At 49.8% G+C, this 19,698-nt stretch carries 15 protein-coding genes; 4 read left to right on the forward strand and 11 right to left on the reverse strand.

What is annotated here, in order from left to right; all coding sequences use genetic code 11:
• Positions 1–978, forward strand: a complete 978-nt coding sequence (locus MED92_RS10235) for a WD40 repeat domain-containing protein (protein ID WP_007021464.1) — start codon at positions 1–3, stop codon at positions 976–978.
• Positions 979–1,033: 55 nt separating this feature from the next.
• Here the strand turns inward: MED92_RS10235 and MED92_RS10240 are convergent, their stop codons facing one another.
• Together MED92_RS10240 and MED92_RS10245 are read right to left on the reverse strand one after the other, a co-directional pair.
• Positions 1,034–1,738, reverse strand: coding sequence for an FKBP-type peptidyl-prolyl cis-trans isomerase (locus MED92_RS10240; RefSeq protein ID WP_007021465.1), 705 nt, complete (start codon positions 1,736–1,738; stop codon positions 1,034–1,036).
• 153 nt (positions 1,739–1,891) lie between these two features.
• Positions 1,892–2,416 (reverse strand): TIGR02444 family protein, encoded by a 525-nt coding sequence (locus MED92_RS10245; protein ID WP_007021466.1) that lies wholly within the window; start codon positions 2,414–2,416, stop codon positions 1,892–1,894.
• Here MED92_RS10245 and MED92_RS10250 point away from each other — a divergent pair.
• Positions 2,415–4,337, forward strand: coding sequence for an ATP-binding cassette domain-containing protein (locus MED92_RS10250; protein ID WP_007021467.1), 1,923 nt, complete (start codon positions 2,415–2,417; stop codon positions 4,335–4,337). The genes MED92_RS10245 and MED92_RS10250 overlap by 2 nt on opposite strands.
• Positions 4,338–4,375: 38 nt before the next feature.
• Here the strand turns inward: MED92_RS10250 and MED92_RS10255 are convergent, their stop codons facing one another.
• Positions 4,376–5,683 (reverse strand): HDOD domain-containing protein, encoded by a 1,308-nt coding sequence (locus MED92_RS10255; protein WP_050764189.1) that lies wholly within the window; start codon positions 5,681–5,683, stop codon positions 4,376–4,378.
• Between the two features lie 123 nt (positions 5,684–5,806).
• On the opposite strand from MED92_RS10255, the gene ggt reads away from it, so the two are divergent.
• Positions 5,807–7,552, forward strand: a complete 1,746-nt coding sequence (gene ggt / locus MED92_RS10260) for a gamma-glutamyltransferase (protein ID WP_040662724.1) — start codon at positions 5,807–5,809, stop codon at positions 7,550–7,552.
• Positions 7,553–7,602: 50 nt separating this feature from the next.
• On the opposite strand, the gene spoT is transcribed toward ggt, so the two are convergent.
• The 3 genes from spoT to gmk form a co-directional block, all read right to left on the reverse strand.
• Complete coding sequence (gene spoT, locus MED92_RS10265; RefSeq protein WP_007021470.1) at positions 7,603–9,744, reverse strand: bifunctional GTP diphosphokinase/guanosine-3',5'-bis pyrophosphate 3'-pyrophosphohydrolase; 2,142 nt, start codon at positions 9,742–9,744, stop codon at positions 7,603–7,605.
• A gap of 161 nt (positions 9,745–9,905) precedes the next feature.
• Positions 9,906–10,118, reverse strand: coding sequence for a DNA-directed RNA polymerase subunit omega (gene rpoZ / locus MED92_RS10270; protein WP_007021471.1), 213 nt, complete (start codon positions 10,116–10,118; stop codon positions 9,906–9,908).
• Between the two features lie 59 nt (positions 10,119–10,177).
• Complete coding sequence (gmk, locus tag MED92_RS10275; RefSeq protein ID WP_007021472.1) at positions 10,178–10,792, reverse strand: guanylate kinase; 615 nt, start codon at positions 10,790–10,792, stop codon at positions 10,178–10,180.
• Positions 10,793–10,985: 193 nt separating this feature from the next.
• On the opposite strand from gmk, the gene MED92_RS10280 reads away from it, so the two are divergent.
• Entirely contained in the window at positions 10,986–12,368 is a 1,383-nt protein-coding gene (locus MED92_RS10280) for a peptidoglycan DD-metalloendopeptidase family protein (RefSeq protein WP_007021473.1), read from the forward strand.
• A 114-nt stretch (positions 12,369–12,482) separates the two neighbouring features.
• Here the strand turns inward: MED92_RS10280 and MED92_RS10285 are convergent, their stop codons facing one another.
• From MED92_RS10285 to qhpC, 5 genes are all read right to left on the reverse strand, one after another.
• Positions 12,483–14,000 (reverse strand): alanine/glycine:cation symporter family protein, encoded by a 1,518-nt coding sequence (locus MED92_RS10285; protein ID WP_007021474.1) that lies wholly within the window; start codon positions 13,998–14,000, stop codon positions 12,483–12,485.
• 452 nt (positions 14,001–14,452) lie between these two features.
• On the reverse strand, positions 14,453–16,408 hold the full coding sequence (locus MED92_RS10290; RefSeq protein ID WP_007021475.1) for a sigma-54-dependent Fis family transcriptional regulator: 1,956 nt from the start codon (positions 16,406–16,408) through the stop codon (positions 14,453–14,455).
• A gap of 356 nt (positions 16,409–16,764) precedes the next feature.
• Positions 16,765–18,093, reverse strand: coding sequence for an alginate export family protein (locus MED92_RS10295; protein ID WP_007021476.1), 1,329 nt, complete (start codon positions 18,091–18,093; stop codon positions 16,765–16,767).
• Positions 18,094–18,211: 118 nt separating this feature from the next.
• Entirely contained in the window at positions 18,212–19,354 is a 1,143-nt protein-coding gene (peaD, locus tag MED92_RS10300) for a quinohemoprotein amine dehydrogenase subunit beta (protein ID WP_007021477.1), read from the reverse strand.
• A 16-nt stretch (positions 19,355–19,370) separates the two neighbouring features.
• On the reverse strand, positions 19,371–19,697 hold the full coding sequence (qhpC, locus tag MED92_RS10305; protein WP_007021478.1) for a quinohemoprotein amine dehydrogenase subunit gamma: 327 nt from the start codon (positions 19,695–19,697) through the stop codon (positions 19,371–19,373).
• Position 19,698: the final 1 nt, after the last annotated feature.

Below are 19,698 nucleotides of genomic sequence, written 5' to 3' on the forward strand. Positions count from 1 at the left end.
ATGGGTAAAGGGCTTAGAAAGCTACTGCTAGTCAGCGGCTTAATCGGCCTTGCAGGCTGTAGCGATGGCGATGCGCCTGCCTTATGGAAAGAGTACGCTCTTGCTGGGGCCTACTCTGCTTCTATTTCGGAAAAAGCAGACTACGCCACCATCGGTTCGTATAACCATGGCGGCAGTTTATGGCGCACGCAGGGGCATGAGCGCCTGTTCAACTGGAACCATAAACAGGGCGACTTCTCGATTATTGCAGCAACGGCCATCTCTCCTGAAGCTAACTATGCTGCCACAGCGAATCAGCAGGACTTGGTACTCTGGGACGTTCGCACCGGCAAACCTGAGTGGTTCTGGGCATCCCCTGCTGAAATTATGCAGATGGATCTCTCCCCCAATGGAGACTTTGCCCTGCTAGGTTTGGCAGATCATACGGCTGTGCTGTTTGATGTGAAGAACGGCGGTGTACAACGCACTTTCCGCCACGACGCTCGTGTTCGAAGTGTCGATTTAAGTCAGGATGGAAGCCTTGCTCTGACCGGTTCCGATGCCTATAAAGCCAAACTCTGGAGCGTTCAGACCGGTGAATTGCTGAAGGAAATGAGTTTCCGTAATGTGGTCGATACTGTTGCCATATCACCCAATGCGCAGCTTGCTTTCAGTTCAGGCAGTCTGGATAAAGCCGTTATCTGGGATCTGAATTCAGGTCAGGAAATTCATGTCCTGAGCGATCTGCGCAGCATGACACAAAAACGTGTCAGCTATCTGAGTGCACGTTTCTCTGCCGATAATTCCCAACTTCTCACCGGCACGGCCGCCGGTTTAGTGCAACTATGGGACGTTAATAGCGGTAAGGAACTACGTAACTGGCGTATTCATAAGCGTGATCCTTACGGCCCGGTTCACGCAGGGGTCTATGCTGTCGCCTTTGGGCAAGGTAAGTATTATGCCATTGGATCAAACGGCATTATGAATGAACTTAATTGATTCAATCAGATACAAAAAAGGCCGGTATTACCGGCCTTTTTTTAATGTTCTAAACTTACTTCGCAGCTTCTTCAGCACCTGGATTCACTTCCAGAAGCTCAATTTCAAAAACCAGCGTTTCGTTTGGTCCAATCGCATTACCCATACCACCTGGGCCATAAGCAAGGTCAGCTGGAATCACCAGGCGCGCTTTACCGCCTTCCTTGATCATCTGTACACCTTCAGTCCAACCAGGAATCACACCTTTCAGAGAGAATGAAACAGGTTCCTGACGCGCGTAAGAGCTATCAAACTCTGTACCGTCGATCAGCGTGCCGCGATAATGTACTTTAACGGTATCGTCTGCTGTTGGCTTCTTGCCTTTGCCTGCTTCCAGTTCTTCAAACTGCAAGCCAGACTCAGTGGTTGTCACACCGTCTTTCTTACCGTTTTCAGCCATATACTCTTTACCTTTTTCAAGGTTATCTGAGCTAAGCTTTTCGAATGCCTGACGCTGTTTTTCCTGCATTTTCTGCTGCAGGCCCATCAGAGCCTTGTTCACCTCTTCAGGTGTCATTTCAGGCTCTTCCTGGTTATAAGTTGCCTTCAGGCCTTCTGTCAGAATTTTAAAATCGATGTTATCAACCTGTTGCAATTGCAAGCCCAGCTGTAAACCAATCGCGTAGCTCTCTTTCTGCTCGTCAGTTTTCAGCTCTACCGCGGTAGCTGTAGAAGATACCAGTGCGGCACCCAGTGCAACCGCCAGTAACGTTTGTTTCATGCTAATAATCCTTGTCAGTTTTTCTTCAGGGATAACCTGCCAGTTACAACAGATACGTTGGGATTCTTTGTAACCTATATCTGAACAAAGCCAGAACCCCTAATCAGTGTTAGTCCTCGATTAAACAGCAAAGTTCAGTGTTAAACCACCTTCTTAGCGCATATTTGTTCCTAAGTAGGTTTTTGCTGCCCGAACTAAAGTCTGGATATCCGCCTCTAATAAGTTATCTATAGGCTGTTTACAAAAATTCAAATACTGATAGAGGTTTTTTTCTACAGTCGCTTCCAGGATTTCAGATTCAGGGATCCCCTCTACCACTTCATAAAGCAGCGCCAGTTCAACTTGCTCACAGGCCAGTTCCGCTTTTCTAAGTGCAGCATAACAGGCTTCCAGTTCAGGTGTGTCCGCCTTGGCCTGGCGAACTTTATACCTAACTTCTCGCAACGGCTGAGTTATCTGGTTTTTCCACTGCTCTGCCGAGGATTCAAATACGGCTTCATTCAACTCTTTTCCTTTCAAACCTGCCCAGCAAGCCATAATCAGTCGGTTAATACTAAGTCCGTACTGGTCCTGCAGCTTGAGACAGAGGGATTCTATACCCGGATGCTGATAAAAAAGCAGTGCAAAGTCCCAGAGGTCATTTTTCAATTTCATCGGTGTGGTAAAATCCGCGGCCATGATTCAATTTCAGCAAGTTAGCTTACAACGCGGCCACAACCTATTGCTAGAGCAGGCAGACTTAACCCTGCACTCTGGTTGGAAAATTGGTTTGGTCGGCGCAAATGGTGCAGGTAAGTCATCCGTATTTAAATTAATTATGGGTGAACTTCACTGTGATAATGGTGATCTCGATCTGCCAGGTGGGCTGCGTATCTCGCATATGGCCCAGGAAGTCCCGACATCCGAGCGTACGGCTCTGGACTATGTATTAGACGGTGATCATCAACTCAGACAGATTCAACAGCAGATCAGTGATGCAGAAGCCGCACACGACATGCATCGTTTGGGGGAGCTCCATGCAGAGCTTGATAGCCATAACGGCTACAGCGCTGAATCCAGAGCGGCTCAACTACTAGCTGGTCTGGGCTTTAGTCACCAGGATATCAGCCGTTCGGTTAAGGAATTTTCCGGCGGTTGGCGGATTCGCCTGAACCTGGCTCAGGCGCTGATGTGCCCTTCTGACCTGCTGCTGCTTGACGAGCCCACCAACCACTTGGATCTGGACGCTACGATCTGGCTGGAGCAGTGGTTACGCCAATATCCAGGGATGCTTATTCTGATCTCTCACGACCGCGATTTCCTGGATAACGTGGTTAGCCATATAACCCATGTTGAGCATAAGAAGCTGAACCTCTATAAGGGCGGATACTCTGCCTTTGAATTGCAGCGTGCTGACAGGCTCGCACAGCAACAAGCAGCCTTCGAAAAACAGCAGCAACGTATTGGTGAGATTGAGGACTTTGTTCGGCGCTTCAGAGCGAAGGCAACCAAGGCTAAGCAAGCCCAGAGTCGTATCAAAGAGCTGGAGCGCATGGAGAAGATCGCGCCGGCTCACGTGGACAGCCCTTTCAGCTTCCACTTCCGCGCTTCAGATAAGATGTCATCGCCGCTTTTAACACTTTATCAGGCGGACTGTGGCTATACAGATAAGGCGATTCTTAATAAAACCTCTCTGACACTGGTTCCAGGGATGCGCATCGGCTTGTTAGGCCCTAATGGTGCCGGTAAATCTACCTTGGTAAAAACCCTGGTCGGTGATCTGGGTCTGTGCTCAGGGGACCGTCACGAAAGTGAAAACCTACAGATCGGTTACTTTGCTCAGCACCAGTTAGAAGCGCTGGACATGGCAGCGTCCCCGCTACTGCATATTAAACGCATCAGCCCTAAAGCCTCAGAGCAGGAGATTCGGGACTTCCTGGGCTCCTTTGGTTTCTTTGGTGATCGCGCGCTGGAACCTGTGGAAAACTTTTCCGGGGGCGAAAAAGCCCGTGTGGCTCTATCCATGATCGCCTGGCAGAAGCCAAACCTCCTGCTGATGGACGAACCTACCAACCACCTTGATCTGGAAGTTCGCCACGCGCTGACGCTGGCGCTGCAAACCTTCGAGGGCGTGCTGATTCTGGTCTCCCATGACCGTCACCTACTACGAAATACCGTAGATGAGTTTTTACTGGTCGCTAATGGCGAAGTCAGCGAGTTCAAGGGGGACCTTGATGATTACCAGAACTGGCTCCTCGAACAGAAACGCGAAGCACAACGCGCCGAAGCCGAAGCATTTGCCAAACCAACCGAAGATAAAAAGTCACTCTCTGCAGCAGAGCGTAAAGAGCAGAAGCGACTTGCAGCGGAGCGCAGAAACCAACTACGTCCACTGAAGAAAAAGCTGGAAAAACTAGAAGCCGCCATGGAAACGTTCCATGAAAAGCTCAGCGAGGTTGAAGAAACCCTCTCTGATGCAAGCATCTACGAAGAAGCTAATAAAGAACAGCTAAAGGCAGTGTTGCAACAGCAGGCTGAGCTGAAACAACAAGCGGAGCAAACCGAAGAGGAATGGATGGAGCAACAGGAAGCTCTTGAAGCGCTGGAAGCGGAGCTATAGAGCTTATAGCAGGGGCTAGCGTACTAGCCCCTCAGTTATTAATCGCCAAGTAGAGCTGTCAGCTCTTTAATATCATCATCATTACGCATCAGACGTCGAAGCATTTTCGCGACGTCAGGCTCTTTAAGACCTAATTCTGCGTACATCTCTTCAGGTACCTCCTCTAAAGGCCCATCACTTAGGCCCTGCTGACGAAGCAAACGGTTCGCCATAAAGAGGATTTTCACATACTGGCTATGCTCACCCTGGTAATCCGCCTCATTCTGATGACGAATCGCAGTCGTGACTGTTTTCGGTAGGCTCCAGCTATCCAATAACCAGCTACCAATCTGCTCACGCGTAACACCCAGCACCTGTTTTTCAACGGTATCAAAAGCAAAATGAGGATTCGCTTCAAAGTACCGGGACAGCATGATGAAATGAGGAGGGAACAGATGCGCCAGTACCAGATACCCAAAGTTATGTAGCAGTGATGCCAGATAAACCAGCCCTGGACGAGGAGAATCTTCCGTCTCGGGCATTGCACGGCAAAGCTGTTCAGCAAAGCTGGCATTGTATACTGCCTGCAGCCAGTATGGCGTCGCGCCTCGCGGGCCATCTTCCGGCACTTTAAGCATCTCGCCCATCGCCGTACCCAACGCCATGTTGATGACCAAATCAAAACCGAGAACACGAATAACCGCATCATCAATCGAACTGACATCGCCTGGCGCAGCATAATAAGGGGACGCTGCCCAGCTCATAACCTGTGCAGATAAACTTGGATCCAGACGCACAACCGGTACCAGATCACTCACACCCGCCTCTGGGTCCGAGCGAAGTTCAATTATCTTCTGCATGGTTGCGGACAGCGAGGGTAAGCCCAGCGTGTCTTCAAGGCGCTGTTTTACCCGTAAAGCGGTAAAGCGCTCAACTGCACGCGTAATCTGTGCAACATCATCACCTGCTGGCTGTTGAGCAACAATCTCTTCAGCGGTGCGGCTGAAATTGCATACCGTACCTTCACGCAGCTGTTCAGCAACAATAGAGAATGACAAACCAGAATGAGGTTCGATCAACTCCATCTGCTCGAAGTTAGCACATTCAGGAGCGACCAATAGCTTCAAAGATAAGAGTTTCGCCTGCCCTTCAGGGTATTTAAGCGCCTCCTGACTGAAGTAACGCAACGCATCATCACCCCGAACAGGTTGCAGCTGGCGCCCAGTTTCCTTCCAGATAGACACCAGATTAAGCAACGAAGTAGCAGGCAGTAATGCAATTACCTTTCCTTCAGAATCGTGCAGAAGCACCAGCCTGAACTGAGGCAGTTCACCACTGGCTTCCAATACTCTTACGCCGACAGACAAATCTATATCTCCAAATCTAGCCTTGGCTTTATGATAAGAGTAGATTATTAGCAACAAATAGGGAAAGCAAAGCTCTTGATCAAATATTCACGATTAAAACCGACTTTTTCTTCAAAAAAACGTTTGTTTAAACCGTTTTTTGCCGCATTGGTGGTTTCTGCACTAGGAAGCAGCCCTGTTTTTGCGGTTGAAGAAGACCTCGCTCCGGAAAGCGCAACCGGGATTTCGAAGAATGCCTCTGTTATTAGCGAAGGGGCATTGGTTGTGACTGCCCACCCCCTAGCGACTGCAGCAGGACAACAGATCCTACGCAATGGCGGCACAGCCGCTGATGCGGCTGTTGCAATTCAAGCAATGCTGACACTGGTTGAACCCCAGTCATCAGGGATTGGCGGTGGAGCATTTATGCTCTATTGGGACCAGCAACATAAACAGTTGCACGCCTATGATGGACGCGAAACAGCCCCGGCACTAGCCGGTGAAAAGCTCTTTTACCGCGACGGTAAACCGATGAAATGGCATGATGCCATGGTCGGCGGCCGTTCCGTAGGCACGCCCGGGGTACTGAAGATGCTTGAGCTATCCCACAGTCGACATGGCAATCAATCCTGGAAATCACTGTTTAGTTCAGCGATCCAGCAATCCAAAGAAGGATTCACGGTTGGGCCGCGCCTACATCAGCTAATCGCCAGCAATATTAATCCGGGGCTAAAACGTTACCCAGAAGCTCTGAACTATTTCTTCACGGGTGAAGAGGAGCCTTTACCCATTGGCTTCAATCGGACTAACCCTGAGCTTGCCCAATCTCTGACATTAATTGCTGAAAAAGGCGCTTCAGCCTTTTATCAGGGTCCGCTGGCTCGCAAGATTACCGAGAAAGTGCAGCAGATCTCCGATAATCCGGGCCTGCTCAGCATGAACGACATGGCGGCTTATGCAGCAAAAGAGCGCAGCCCGATTTGTCTGCCCTATTTATCCTATAAGGTTTGCGGATTCCCGCCTCCAACCTCAGGTGGTGTTACTGTTCTTCAAATCCTCAAGCTACTAGAGAACCAACCACTAGCGGATATGCCTCCAAGCTCCCTGGAGTTTAATCATGTGTTCACTCAGGCCTCACGCCTGGCCTTTGCCGATCGTGGCCGTTATCTAGCCGATGCGGATTTCGTTGACGTACCGGTTAATGCACTACTAAGCCAACCTTATCTGGATCAACGTGCGCAATTGATCTCAGCAGAACAAGATATGGGGAAGGCAGCGGCCGGAGAACCTGAAAAAATCAACCTTAGCCGTGCTGATGACCAATCTCCGGAACGGCCATCCACCAGTCACTTTGTGGTGAGAGACCAATGGGGTAATGCCGTTTCGATGACGACTAGCATCGAGATGGCCTTTGGCTCAACGGTCATGGCCGGTGGTTTCCTGCTCAATAACCAGCTCACTGACTTCTCTTTTGTCGCAGAAAAAGACGGCCAACTGGTTGCGAACAGAGTTCAGCCGGGTAAGCGCCCACGCAGCTCGATGTCGCCCTTTATGGTGTTCGATAAGAACGGCGAGCTCTATGCAGCTATAGGCTCCCCTGGAGGGAGCCGAATCATTAATTATGTAGCTCAAAGTCTGTTAGTTATGCTCAACACCGACATCCCGCTACAGGAGGTAGTTAACCTACCCCATGTCAGCAACCGAAACAGCCTGACAGAACTGGAACAAGGCACCCCTGCAGAGCAGTTACAGGAACAGATGGAAAAGCTGGGCCATAAAATCAAAGTCAGAGATCTGAACAGTGGCCTACATGGCTTCAGACGCTTGAACGATGGGCGTTGGGAAAGCGGCGTTGATAACCGCCGTGAAGGAGAAGCACTCAGCCAATAGCATGAATGCTTGATTAGGGGGCGCAATTGAAAGCCCCCGTAAGATTTCAGTTAATCCCGGCTAATTCGGTTAACGCTCTTCAGGCGGCGCAGTTTTTTCATAACCCGTGCCAAATGAATTCGGTCGGTCACCGTCACTTCCATATGCACGCTGGCCAGTTGGCCTTCATGTTCGCTGATGTCGATCGCAAGGACATCCGCCCCGACACTAGATGCAGTTGTTGCCAATTCAGCAATAATACCGCGATGGGATTCTACTTCCGTGCTCAGATTAACACTGAACTCTTCATCCAGATTATCTGACCATTCCAGATAGATACACTTTTCCGGGTCATCACGCAGGTAGCCGATATTACGGCAATCGGTCTGGTGAATAACTAAGCCGCGCCCAGTGCTAATATGGCCGATGATTTTGTCGCCAGGTATCGGTAGGCAGCATTTCGCATACTGCAAGACCATACCCTCGGTACCTTTAATCGACATAGGTTTCTGACGGCGACCTCTATCTGATGAATCATCGCCTGAAGGCAGGCTCTCCTCATCAGGGCGCAGTCTCCTTGCCACCACATAAGCCATGCGGTTACCCAAGCCAATATCTTCGAGCAGGTCTTCGAGGGTTTCAAGCTCCGCTTCCTGCAGCAGGTCACGTAGTTTGAACGGATCAATATCGTTCAGTGTCGCACCATAATTAGCCAGGAACTGATTCAACAAACGCTGCCCCAGTTCCACCGATTCATGTCGCTGCTGATTCTTCAGGAAGTGTCGAATCGCACTACGTGCCTTACCCGTCACCACAAAATTCAGCCAGGCCATATTCGGCTGAGCACTCGGCGTGGTGATGATTTCGACTGTCTGACCGTTTTCCAGAGGTTGTGACAAAGGCGCCAGACGACGATTGATACGGCAGGAGACACAGGAGTTACCGACATCGGTATGCACCGCATAGGCAAAGTCGACAGCCGTCGCACCACTCGGCAGCTCCATGATCTTACCTAATGGCGTGAATACATAGACCTCATCCGGGAACAGATCGGTCTTAACGCTATCGATAAACTCCATCGAGTTACCCGCGCGCTGATGCATTTCGAGCAGACCCTGCACCCACTTTCTGGCACGTTTGTAGTTTCCTAACGCGCTTTCAGAAGCATCAATATCATCTTCATCGTGTTTGTAATGGCTATGCTCAGCAATACCCTGACTCGCCACCGCATCCATCTCATGGGTACGAATCTGTACCTCAATGGTAATATCCCGGGCACCGAACAGATCGGTATGCAGCGACTGATAACCGTTGGCTTTAGGGATCGCAATGTAATCTTTGAAGCGACCATGTACAGGTTTGTAGAGGTTATGAACGGCGCCCAGTGTTCGGTAGCAGTCATCAACGGAATCCGTAACGATACGGAAAGCAAACACGTCCATGATTTCAGAGAAGGATTTGCGCTGAGCCCGCATCTTCGAATAGATGCTGTAAAGGTGCTTTTCTCGACCGGTTACCTGACCACTGAGCCCCTCTTTCTGCAGGCGTTTCTCAATGGTTTCCTGAATCGTGCTGATAACATCTTTTCGTTGCCCTCTGGCCTGTACCACCGCACGACGAATATGCTTCGATCGCATCGGGTAGTGAGCCTGAAAAGCCAGATCTTCAAGCTCAACCTGCACATCACGCATCCCCAAGCGCGCTGCAATCGGCGCGTAGATATCCAGAGTTTCACGGGCGATACGGCGTTGTTTATGCGGCGGCATGGCACCTAAGGTGCGCATGTTATGCAGACGATCGGCAAGCTTAACCAGAATAACGCGGATATCTTCCGCCATGGCCAGCACCATCTTCTGGAAATTGTTGGCCTGGGCTTCGGCTTTGGTCTCGAATTCAAGGTGAGTCAGTTTAGATACACCATCTACGATATCGGCAACCACTTTACCAAACTGGGATTCGATCCCTTCGTAGGTCACTTCGGTATCTTCGATCACATCGTGAAGCATGGCCGCCATCAAACTTTGATGGTCCATCCTTAGCTCGGCAAGAATGTTTGCCGCTGCGAGCGGATGAGTAACGTAGGGTTCCCCACTTTTTCGCTTCTGGCCATCATGGGCCTGCTCCGCGTAAAAATAGGAACGACGCACCTGCCGGATCTGCTGAGGATCCAGGTAATCACTTAGTCGTTGTGAAAGCGCGTCAATGGTAGGCATTGCCCCTCCGGTACTACAATATTACAAACCGCATATACCCCTGATAATGCCGTAATCATGCGGGTAGGAAAAGATCTAGGCGGGAATAATTTACAAACCACTTAAAGTAAAACGCCCCGCTGAATTAGCGAGGCGTTTTAACTTGAATAGATATTGAACAATTAGTCTTGTTCGATCTCATCCAGAACAGTACGGTCAGTATGACCTTCAGCGATCTCACGAAGAGCAACAACAGTAGGCTTATCGTTTTCCCACTCTACTTTTGGCTCTTTACCGCCTGTTGCCAGCTGACGTGCGCGCTTAGCTGCAACCATAACCAGCTGGAAACGGTTATCTACGTTTTCCAGGCAATCTTCAACTGTAACTCGTGCCATGGGCTAACCTCAGAAATTGGGTGTAATAAAAGACCGCGCAGTGTACCGTCTAAGCGGGCTTATGACAAGAGCGAAGCCAGCAGATCGTGGCAACGTTCGCGCTGCTGTTCGATCTTCATACGCTGAGCAAGGAACACACCGTGCAGTTCCAGCAAAGCCTGATCAAAATCGTCGTTAATCACCAGGAAGTCATACTCGCCATAGTGGCTCATCTCACTGACCGCTTCGGACATTCTTAGCGCAATAACATCTTCGCTATCCTGACCACGGTTGGTCAGTCGCTCCTCAAGGGCTTCTCGGGAAGGCGGCAGGATAAACACAGACAGACAATCAGGCATCAGGCGACGTACCTGTTGGGCGCCCTGCCAGTCAATTTCCAGAATGACATCCTTACCCTGCTCCAATTGATCTTCGACCCAACGCTGGGATGTACCGTATTTGTTGGTAAAAACCTCAGCAAACTCGAGAAAATCTGCCTGGCCGATCATTTCATTGAACTGATCCATAGAGACAAAATTATAATCAACGCCATCAACTTCACCCGGACGCATTTCACGGGTGGTATGCGATACAGAGACAACAATGCTCTGATCTTGCTTCAACATTGCTTTAACCAGGCTTGTCTTGCCTGCACCAGAAGGAGCTGAAACAACGTATAGGGTGCCTTTTGCCATGATGTCTCTCTATATCCTGACTCAATTGGATTGACTTAGGCGCACATTATAGAATGTTTTACTGGTTTTCAGCATCATTAGACTAAATTCTGCGGGCAAACTGCCGCTAAACTCAGTGAATACGAGTGTTTCAGGCAAAATTGATATATGATGGTCGGAATTTGTTTATAACTCAGTACGACGGTTTACATTGATGCGCTGGATTTCAGCCTCAACAACATTTGTTTCAGCCCTGCCTAAACTGCATCAGCAGGCACTGGCAGCCTTAGCGGCTCTTTTACTAGTGGCAGCTTTTCTGCCCTCCAATGAAAACTCAGTTTCCAGCACTCCACTTTCTCTGGATCACCTGATCGATACCGAAGCGCCCATTTTTGATGCGCCCGAACTGAGCTTACGACAGCTACGCGCCCCATGGGCTTTTGACAAAGTCCCTGACAGCGAAACCCTTTTGGTTCCTGCGCCCAGCATCGGGCCGAACAGTTACTCCTATATCGTCCGTAGCGGCGATACCTTAGGCAAGATATTCGAACGTCTCCACCTTCCGCAGAAAACCATGTACCAACTGCTGGAAACAGACGTTAACGTTCTGGCGCTGGACAATCTGATGCCCGGGCACACACTGGTTTTCGAAAAACAGAACCAGGCTCTGCAACGCCTCGAACTTCAGTTTAGCCTGGATCATAAAGTTGTATATCAACGTAAAGGCGATGGTTTCGAGTTCAGTGAAGTCCGTATTGAAGGCGACTGGAAAGAAAACCTGATTCGAGGTGATATCCTCTACTCATTTACAGGGTCTGCAAAAAAAGCGGGCCTGTCCCAGGCTGAAGCGTCGGCGATCACCCAGGTGTTAAAACAACGGGTCGATTTCCGCCGTGACATCCAGCGCGGTGATAAATTTGAGGTTCTGGTTTCACGCCAGTTTGTCGATGGTGAAGCCACCGGCAACAGCAAAGTTCAGGCAATACGTATCCGCAACCGCCACAACATCAGCGCGTTCCTGTTTGAAGACAACTATTACGACGAAAAAGGGCGTAATCTGGAGAAAGCCTTCCAGCGCTATCCATTTAACGGTAAATATCGGCTGTCGTCGCACTTCAACCCGCGACGCCGTCACCCGGTTACCGGCCTGATTCGTCCGCACAACGGCACAGATTTCGCTATGCGTATCGGCTCACCTGTTGTCACTACCGGCGATGGGGTTGTCACACGCGTTGTTCGTCACAAATATGCAGGTCTCTATATCGAGATCAAACACGGGCAGAGCTATAAAACCCGTTATCTGCACCTAAAGAAATCTTACGTTATCAAAGGCCAGCGAGTTAAACGCGGTCAGAAGATTGCCCTCTCTGGAAATTCAGGGCGCTCAACGGGGCCACATTTGCACTTTGAACTGCATAAAAATGGTCGCCCGGTTAATGCGATGAAAGCGAAGATCCCTATCGCGGTATCGCTTACAGGAAAGAAAAAGTCGGCGTTCCAACGTCAGCTGAAGAGTTACCTGGCTAAGATTGATAAACCCTCTAATAGCCAGTTAGCGCTGAATCAGAGCGATAAAGCCAAACAGTCGACCCTTTAGTGGTAGGCCGAAAACTTCAAGTTTGGCGTTCTCTCACCGTTTTCCGCCCATAAAAAAGCTCGAATTATCCCTAATTCGAGCTTTTATCGTCATTAAGTTAAGCCGCGCCCTGAATTAAGCCAGCTCTTTCTCAGCCTGCTTATCGTCGGCTTTTACACCGCTACGCTTTTCCCAGAAGGTCGCATTTTTAATACCCAGTTCTGCTGGGTTAAATTCATACTTGGCGACACCCGCTTTACGCTGCTTTTCATAATCCTTGAGCGCTTTAATCGCTGGCTTAGACATGAAGAAGATGACCAGAATACCGACGATATTCAACCATGCCATCAGCCCTACACCAACATCACCCATCGCCCATGCAAGGTTAGCTGTTTTAATCGCACCATAGAATGTCATTGCCATGATGGTAATTTTTAACAGCAGGTTCAACGCAGGCACTTTGATAGTACGCTGAATGTAAGCGACATTGGTTTCAGCGATATAGTAGTAAGCCAGAATAGTCGTAAAGGAGAAGAAGAACAGCGCGAAGGCGATAAATGGTTTACCGATACCCGGCATCACGCTCTCAATCGCCATTTGCGTGAAAACAGGGCCATTGGCAGCGATATCCGAGGCAACATTCTGCACCAGGAAGCTATCACCAACACCATGTACGTTATAAGCGCCCGTAATCAGGATCATAAACGCCGTTGCGGAACATACGAACAATGTATCGATATAAACCGAGAATGCCTGCACCAGACCCTGCTGGGCTGGATGCTCAACCTCTGCTGCAGCCGCTGCGTGAGGACCTGTGCCCTGACCCGCTTCATTGGAGTAAACACCTCGTTTCACACCCCAGCCAATCGCTGCACCCAGGCCTGCCATTGGAGTGAAGGCATCTTCGAGGATCATCGCGATAATGCCTGGCAGCATATCAATATTAAGCAGTACGATCGTTGCCGCAATAATGATGTAAGCCAGCGCCATGAATGGCACAACAATCTGGGTGAAGTTAGCAATACGCTTCACACCACCAAAGATGATAAAGCCAAGCACCATCAACACCGCAAGACCGGTTAGAATTTTAGCCGAGCTCAGCGTACCAAAAGAGGTTTCGATCATGCTGCCCGTACCAAATGCAGCTTCTACTGCATTACCGATACTGTTTGCCTGAACGCCTGGCAGGAAAACACCACAAGCAAAAATCGTCGCAATGGCAAATAGCCATGCAAACCACTTCTGACCTAACGCTTTTTCAAAATAGAAAGCCGGACCACCACGATACTGGCCTTCATGTTCTTCTTTATAGATCTGTGCCAGCGTCGATTCAGCATAAGCGGTTGCGGCACCAAAGAAGGCAACTACCCACATCCAGAACACCGCTCCAGGACCACCGAAACCGATCGCCGCAGCAACACCTGCGATGTTACCTGTGCCTACACGCCCTGAAAGGGAAACCGCCAATGCCTGGAAAGAAGAGATACCGTGTTCAGAGCTTTTGCCCGCCAGCAGCAGGTTCCACATTTCGCGGAACATTCGCACCTGAACGAATCGGGTAATAATTGAATAGAACAAACCCGCACCCAGGCAAAGATAAATCAAAGCCGGGCTCCAGATAATTCCATTCATGAAATCTACAAATTGTTGCATATTGATGCACTCCAATTAGCAACGCGTTATTCACGCGAGATTTAGAATTATTGTTTGCTATTAAGTGCTGATAACCGGCCGGCTAACATTCGTGGGGCGAACGGAAACCAACGATGACCGCTTTACAAGAAATAAGCATCGGGAATATGGGACATGAATCGTACTTCCTGTAGCGACTCATCAAATGAGAACTTAGAAAGCAAAGCGATCTCTGCTCCGGTTTTGAGGCTCTTCTGGAAAGGCTGAGCAAAACCATATTTCCAGAAGAGCGTTCAAAAATCAGCGGGAGCCATTATTACGGGCATTAGACTAAAGTAAACATCCTGACGCGCCTATGTCACATCGGATCGCGCCAAACAGGAGAATTCTTACAGAAGAGCAGGCTCTGAGACGCTCAGGATACAAACAGCTGTAATTCTCAACTTACAAAAATGGTAACTATTGAGGATAGTTTATCCATCTCCTTGCAATTGCTTTAACTTGCGATAGAGCGTTGCACGGCTAATTCCTAAAGCGTTGGCCGCTGCAGATATATTACCTCCACACTGATCAACCGCTTTTTGTACAGCGACCAGCTCAGAACTTTTCAGTGCTCCGATCGCATCCGCCTGGATACAATCGGGTAACTCAGCAACCGATGTCTGATTGAGCTCCTCGAGGAAATCATCACTGATATGGCTCATATCGATGATCGCCTCATCAGGTTCCATAAAGGCAATAGCCACCCGAAGGGTCGTTTCCAATTGTCTGATATTACCTGGCCACTGGTAATCGAGCAGATCCTCAAGCAAAACCGGATCGATCTCTATACGACGACCATCCGGGGTTAGCTGCTGAAGAAAACCATTGATGAATTCACGCTTATCCGTGCGATCCCGAAAGGCCGGGATACGCAGGCATACACCATTAAGACGGTAATAGAGGTCTTCCCTGAAAGCACCTTCGGCGACCAGTGATTTAAGATCCCGGTGCGATGCACAGATAACCGCTATATCTAAAGCCACCTCGTCTCCGCCGCCCAGTGGCGCAATTGTCCGCTCCTGAAGCACTCTCAATAATCGGGCTTGCAGAGCAAGCGGCATATCGCCAATTTCATCAAGAAATAGCGTCCCGCCATGAGCTTGTTCAAGTCGCCCGGTCATCCCCCCTTTACGGGAACCGGTAAACGCACCTTCACGATAGCCAAAAAGCTCAGATTCAATCAGCCCTTCAGGTATTGCTGCACAGTTCACTGCAACAAAGGGTCCGTCGCTGCGACGACTGTCCAGATGCAGGGATTTGGCCATGACTTCCTTGCCCGTGCCGGTTTCTCCCTGAATCAGTACAGGGAGCTCATGGGCCAGCGCCCGACTCCCCATACGTACGCCTTTTTTCAGTCGTGGGTCCTGTCCAGCAAGTTCGCTCAGTTCAGGTGCAGACAGAGGTATTTGAGAAGGTTTGGCCTTTGCTGGCTTCGCCGGTGTTTTGGCGATTGAAGCCGGAAAGCTATTGGGAAAATGCAGGAGTTCACAAACAAAATCGCCACCACGGGTACGCAACTGACCGCGTTGTTTACGGTGCAGGTCCGTTAGCAGCACCTCCGGCCGTATACCAAACAACTCCTCCAGATTTTTACCGACCAGTTGCTCACGCTTTCGCCCGAGCAGTTGGCAGATCTGTTCATTAACCGCTTGTATATGACCGTCTAGTTCCATAGCCAGCATCCCTTGCCAGGAAGAACGCAGGTATTCCGGGCGGCTATGCACACTTAAAACAACTTGCTGCTGGAACTGACCGGAGAACATCCGGTTTTCAATGGAGCGAACCGCTTGCTGAACAAGGCTTAAGTTCGGGGGAAGCTCACGATTATCTGTAGGTGAAGTCAGATCCAGCACCCCGATCAACTCACCCTTCGAATCCGTAATAGGCGCAGAACAACAGGAGAGATAGCCAACCTTATCCAGGAAATGTTCATGGCCCTTAATCATCACCGGGCTACGCTCTACCACCGCGGTACCCACCGCATTTGTGCCGCGCAGTTGCTCGTCCCAGTTAGCACCGGTCTCTAATGCCTGACGTGTTGCACTGTCCAGGTGGCGCTTATCTCCTTTAACCCCCAGGATCGTGGCTTCGCAATCAGCCAGCATCACCAAACCACCATCCGCAGCAAAGTAATCAACCAGTTGCTTAACTTCTGGGTGTGCGGCTTCGATCAGGTGACGGTTTTTATCTTTGAGATCAGCAACACCGCCCCGGGAAAGCGATTCCATGTCTAACGGGGATTCGCACTTAACCCCCGCCTCAAGGCTGCGAATCCAGGAATCTTCTATCTCACTACGAACGATGCCACTAGGCACCTCACCCTGCTGTAAGAACTGTTTACGGGCGTCCTCTACAGTCAGCGCGGAACTGTGCTGCTGATTGCTCATATCGCCGGGCCTCTTGTTATTGTTCTGGTGCTTGTTATTCGCACCTGCCTTAGCGGAAAAAATAAGTGAATACACTTATGTACCTTATACCTGTTCAATATTCAATCAATGTTTGTTCATTTAGACATGCCAGCTTCAACGAAAAAAACACGGCACTGCGAAGCAGATACCGTGCAAAGGTAACGGGAAGAACATTGCATTCCCCCCATCACCACAGCGAAGGGGGCGGGTTGCCCCACCAAGAGAACGTTGAAGAAACAATAAGAAACCACGAACAAACCGCATACTCACCATAGAGCTTCGCCGAAGGGGTTAGCAAAGCTGGTAGTAGGTTTTGTCGCAGATTCCTAAACAACTCAATAGAAGTACATCAGTACCCCTTGCAGATATAAGTTGGTGTTGTCATTACCCTGGTTGGCGATCACATTGGAACCATCCGGGTTATAAACACCCACCATTGGGCTGAATACCCAATTATCATTAATCGACCACAGAGCAAACAGATCTACCTCGGTACCGGACAAGTCAGAAGCATCCGCATCTTTACCAAAGTCCCAGTATTGCAAACCCACAGTCAGATCTTCACGGGGCTGCACCATCAATTCAATGCGATCAACCGTATTGCCGGTATTCGCTGGGCCCGCATAGTTCGAAGCCACCTCACCTTGGAACCAGGTACCAAAGCCGCGGGTAAAGCCGAAGAACAATGGGTCAAATGCCTCATTGGTATTTGCCGTGGCATTGCTGTCCCCGGAGAACTCTGCATGACGGTAGTTGAGGGTCGGTGACCAAGGCAGATCTGCAAAGGTCCAGCCTGCTTCTACATACCAGGCATTTGCATCGATTTTAGTCGCTGTATCACCACCGCTTTCATCCACATATTCGAATGAGAGGAACAAGTTATCCACACCCAGATTGCCCTGGCCGCGCAGACTAACCACATCCATACCGTCACGCTGATTCCAGGCACTTAAACCGGTATTCTGCTCTACATCCAGAACGGTCATATAACTCAGACCCAATGTGCCTTTTTCCTCATCCACCAGCTCCAGATTAATACCCGCTAACTCAGTATCCTGATGGTAGGGGTTGTCAGACTGCAGCCAGAAAAGATCGCTTCGGAATGCACCTTCCGGGTCAATTTTCAGGATTGCCGTGTTCTCGAAGCTCTTCTGCCCTGCCAAATAGTATGCACCGCCACGATCAACATCGACCCCGGATATATTACCCAGGCTTATTGCATCACCTGCAATCAGGAAGCCATCTCCCAATGTGAACTGCTGGCGGCCAAAGGAGAAATCGAGCAATCCATCACTGCTCTGCCAACCGACAAAAGCATTTTCAATTTTCAGTTCACGCTCTTCGCCATCGGTATAGCCTGCAGCATCACCGTCACCCCATGTTCCAAGACCGATAACCCCTAAGCCACCGTATAAGGAACTACCATTGGCAATCGTTGATCGACCAACCAAATCACCTTTCAGGTATGCTTCCTGCCAATCTTCGCCTCCTGAGGTTCCCTTATAGTTTTCATCTGTGGAGAAGATACCGGCCATACCTTCGACATTAAATTCCAGCGTTTTACCATCCTGGTTGTATATCTCTGCAGCGCCTGCCTGCATCGAGCCTGCCAGCAGTATTGCCCCTGCCAGTGAGTTCAGTTGAAACATTCTTTTTTTATTCATTTTTTATGGTCCACTCGTGTGCTTTTTATTCTGTCTTTTGCGTTTCTCCAGGCAAAAAGGTCCCCTAAGCAGCACCAGGAGGTACTGCCTTGGGGTAGTGCTTGGAGTGAAGAACGTCTTAGCGGATAAAGACTTGCGCAGTGGTCGTCGACATATCTCCCCCTGGCAGGGTGATCGTGTTCAGACGTTCCAGTGAATCCGCATCAAATACCGCTACATGGTTATGAGTGCCGGCAAGATAGATCTTACTGCCATCATTGCTCACCGTGATGCAGTAATACGAGTGATCCAGCTCAGCAGCTTTCAGCAAGGTCTGCTTCTCAATGTCATACTTAGCCAACCGGTTAAGTACGCCATACATGATGTTGGAGTCTTTAGGTGAACGGGTCCCGGTAAAGTAGATCTCTGTGATCGGGCCAAAGTCTTTGGTTTCCGTCGCACCGGTCTCAAGATTGATATTGAAGTAACCGTACAGCCAGTCAGCGGTATTCAGGTCTTCAGAGCCTTCCTGAAAACGCGCGGTGGTATAGAGGATGGTGAAATCCTTAGTCGGCGTTTGTACTGCCCAGACGTTAAGCACATCCGGTTGCACATAACGCTCACGCTGCCAGTTACGACTCGCGACAGCCACTTCATATTTACCGGTATTTACATCCATCTTGTAAATATCAGCACCGGCCATATACAGACCACCATCTTTACCGACCTGCATCGCCGTCACCAGGCGAGGGGATGGGAACATACGGATCGGTTTCGCATCCAGACCGCTGTCGGTGCTGTATACCGCGAGCCGGGTTGGCTGAACCCGATAGTGGTCTCGCTCAAGCATCGTTGGGTTCTGAACGGTATATAGCTCTTTACCGTCGTAGCTTAGCGCGAAAGCATAAATGCTTTTGGTACGCTCATTGCGCTTCTGTGACATACGCGCATGGAATGTCACCTCACAGGTATCCAACTCCACACCGTAAATATCTTCGTAACCGTTATTCAGAATAAAGGCGGTTTTCTTATCGGGAGCCACCTGTAGTGCACCAGGGCCAAAACGGTCCGGCATATCACAGGTTTTGTAGATTGAGTCTGTTTTCAGATCCAGTACATGTAGCTGATTAGGGTAATTAGCCACAATCATATACTCGTCACCGGATTTCAGTGCCGGCCCCTGCGCCGCCATCAGACTGCTCGGAGCCAATGCCGCTAACCCTAGTGTGGCGGTTGCCAGCAGAGTCGTTAGGGAGCGACGAATGTTTTTGTTGTTTTTCATCGTATGCATCCTGTTCTTAGTCTTTATCCGACGGGAAAACCGTACCCAGATTGCGCCAGTCCTGACCGGACTGATGCGCATCTTTGTTCCAGTCCGGGTAGGTATTCATCATGTCTGGCACTTGTGCTGGCCACCAGCAAGGGTCAGCACAGCCATAAAGATCAGATTCCATGGGCTGACACAGAGAAGTCACCGAGCCGAAGGCATCGATCTCCCAACCTGGGTCTGTGGTCGCGGTACAGCCAGCCAAAGATGACATAGCCACCACTTCTTCTACCTGGTCATCGCCAACCGCTTTGTCCAGAATGCGTGCTTTATTGTTTAGAGGCTTAAGATGTTTCATA

This window comes from Neptuniibacter caesariensis, from assembly GCF_000153345.1.
GTDB lineage: Bacteria > Pseudomonadota > Gammaproteobacteria > Pseudomonadales > Balneatricaceae > Neptuniibacter > Neptuniibacter caesariensis.